The sequence below is a fragment of the Pandoraea sp. B-6 genome (genome assembly GCF_000282835.1).
Taxonomy (GTDB): Bacteria; Pseudomonadota; Gammaproteobacteria; order Burkholderiales; family Burkholderiaceae; genus Pandoraea; species Pandoraea cepalis.
In genome coordinates this window covers 37,351-39,865 of record NZ_KB290507.1, presented here as the reverse complement: position 1 = coordinate 39,865, position 2,515 = coordinate 37,351, and the positions used below count along the sequence as shown (strand labels likewise).

3 protein-coding genes are annotated in these 2,515 nt (G+C 62.9%); all 3 read left to right on the top strand.

All coding sequences use genetic code 11. The annotated features are described in order from the left end of the window. Nucleotides 1-105 precede the first annotated feature (105 nt). Genes A985_RS0108550 through A985_RS0108540 form a run of 3 tightly spaced genes read left to right on the top strand, consistent with a single transcriptional unit; the run spans nucleotide 106 to nucleotide 2,312 of the window. Nucleotides 106-759: an amino acid ABC transporter permease gene (locus A985_RS0108550; protein ID WP_017232991.1), complete on the top strand. Its 654-nt coding sequence runs from the start codon at nucleotides 106-108 to the stop codon at nucleotides 757-759. Beyond that, on the top strand, nucleotides 743-1,471 hold the full coding sequence (locus A985_RS0108545) for an amino acid ABC transporter ATP-binding protein (protein ID WP_017232990.1): 729 nt from the start codon (nucleotides 743-745) through the stop codon (nucleotides 1,469-1,471). Before A985_RS0108550 ends, A985_RS0108545 begins: the two co-directional genes overlap by 17 nt. A gap of 43 nt (nucleotides 1,472-1,514) precedes the next feature. After that, nucleotides 1,515-2,312, top strand: a complete 798-nt coding sequence (locus A985_RS0108540) for a transporter substrate-binding domain-containing protein (protein ID WP_017232989.1) — start codon at nucleotides 1,515-1,517, stop codon at nucleotides 2,310-2,312. Nucleotides 2,313-2,515 lie beyond the last annotated feature (203 nt).

Sequence of the window (2,515 nt, the reverse complement as noted above, 5' to 3'; positions counted from 1 at the left end):
TCGGGCGGCCGCGTCGCGCGCCGCCGGCCTGAACGCCCCGGGCAACGCCGGCACGCCGGGCGCTTCAGGCACATCCGGTACCAACGCCGCGCAACGGAGCGCCTCATGATGGGCAATTTTTCCTGGACCTATTTCAACTATCTGGTGCAGTCCATCGGCTGGACACTCGTGCTCTCGCTCATCGCATTCGTCCTCGGCAGCGCGGGCGGCTTTGTCGTGATGCTCGGACGCATCTCGCCGCGCCGATGGCTGCGCTTGCCTGCGCAAGTGTTCATCGAGGCAATTCAGGGCATTCCGCTGCTGATCCTGCTGTTCATCGTCTACTTCGGCCTGTCGGTGTATGGCTTCGAGTTACCCGCCATCGTGGCGGCCGCGCTGGCATTGATGGTGTACACCAGCGCCTACCTGGGCGACATCTGGCGCGGCTGCGTCGAAGCGATGCCGCGGGCGCAGTGGGAGGCCGCGGAGTGCCTGTCGCTCTCGCGCTGGCAGACGCTGCGTCTGGTCATCATTCCGCAGGCGGTGCGCCTGTCGCTGCCACCGACCATCGGCTTCCTGGTGCAGATCATCAAGATGACGTCGCTCGCGTCGGTGATCGGCTTCGTGGAGCTGACGCGCGCCGGACAGATCATCAACAACTCGATTTTCCAACCCTTCCTCGTGTTCTCGTTGGTCGGGGTGTTTTATTTCGTGCTGTGCTACCCGCTCTCGCGCTGGAGCGCATCACTGGAGGACAAGCTCAATGTCGGCAATCGTTAAGGTCAACCAGATTCACAAGCGCTTTGGCGACAACCCGGTGCTCAAGGGCGTGTCATTCGAAGTTGAACGCGGCCAGATGGTGGCGGTCATCGGCGCCAGCGGCTCGGGCAAGAGTACGGCCCTGCGCTGCATCGATCGTCTGGAGACCATCGACGAAGGCTCCATCGAAGTGTGCGGCATTCGCGTGGAAGATCCGCACATCGACCTGCATCAATTGCGCCGCGAAGTCGGCATCGTCTTCCAGAGCTACAACCTGTTCCCACACCTGAACGTGCGCGAGAACATCATGCTCGCGCTGCGGCACGTCAAGCGCATGGCGCGCAGCGAAGCGCAAGACGTGGCCAAGCGCGTGCTCGATCAGGTGGGACTGTCGGACAAGGCCGAGAGCTATCCCGAGCAACTCTCGGGCGGCCAGCAGCAGCGCGTGGCCATTGCGCGCTCGCTCGCCATGTCGCCGAAGGTCATGCTGTTCGACGAAGTGACGTCGGCGCTCGACCCGCAGCTTACGGGCGAGGTGCTGCGCGTCATGGAAGACCTCGCGGCGAACGGCATGACGATGGTGCTCGTCACGCACGAAATGGCATTCGCCAAGCGCGTCGCCGACCAGATCATCTACATGCATCAGGGCAAGGTGTGGGAAGTCGGTCCGGGCGACATGCTCGACAACCCGCAAACGCCCGAACTGCGTGCATTCCTCGCCAACGGCCTGTAGTCCGGCCACGCAAGACAATCCATTATTCCAAGGAGACACCCGCATGAAACTCAAGACGTTCCTCACCCAAGCTTGCGCCGCCGCTCTGCTCGGCGCCGTGGCGCATGCTGCCCTCGCCGACCAGCTCGACGACATCAAGAAGGCAGGCAAGATCCGCGTCGCCATCGCCATGGGCACGCCGCTGTACTCGTATGCCGACGCGAACCTGCAACCGGTGGGCTCGGACGTCGAAACGGCCAAGCTGCTGGCACAGGATCTGGGGGTGAAGCTCGACATTGTGTCCGTGACGAACGCCGCACGCATCCCCACGCTGCAGTCGAACCGCGCCGATATCGTGGTGGCCGATCTCGCGATCTCGCCGGAGCGTGAGAAGGTGATCGATTTTTCGATGCCGTACGCGGTCATCTCGATCATCGTCGGCGGCCCCAAGAGCATGGTCATCAAGGGCTATGACGACCTGAACGGCAAGCGCATCGGTCTCACGCGCGCGACCGTCAACGACACGCTCACCACGCAGAACGCCAAGGGTGCGCAGATCGTGCGCTACGAAGACGACGCGACACTCATCACGTCGATGGTGACCGGTCAGGTCGACATCTTCTCGAGCACGCCGTCGAATCTCGGCGAGATGCAAAAGCGCGCCCCGGAGAAGAACCTCGAACTGAAGTTTGCGCAGACGGAATTCAATCTGGGCATCGCGCTCAACAAGAATCAGCCGGCGCTCAAGGATTGGATCAACCATTGGGTGAAGACCAATCTGAAGAACGGCAAGCTCAACGCGATCTACAAGAAGTACCACGGTCGCGATCTGCCGGAGAGCGTGATCAAGGGCGCGGCGTAAGACCGCTGCCGCCTGCGGCGAATGGCCGTCGATGCTCTGGCGTCGACGGCCGCGACACGATGTCGCACCGCCTTCGCACGGGAATCGCTGGTCGCGCCGGAGGGAACGCGGTAAGTTAGCGGCTTGCCTTCGACCCGTTCCCCGGCTGCACGCCCTCCGATGACTGCCCGCTCCGCTTTCCCGATCTTCGCTGTCCCGCGTGT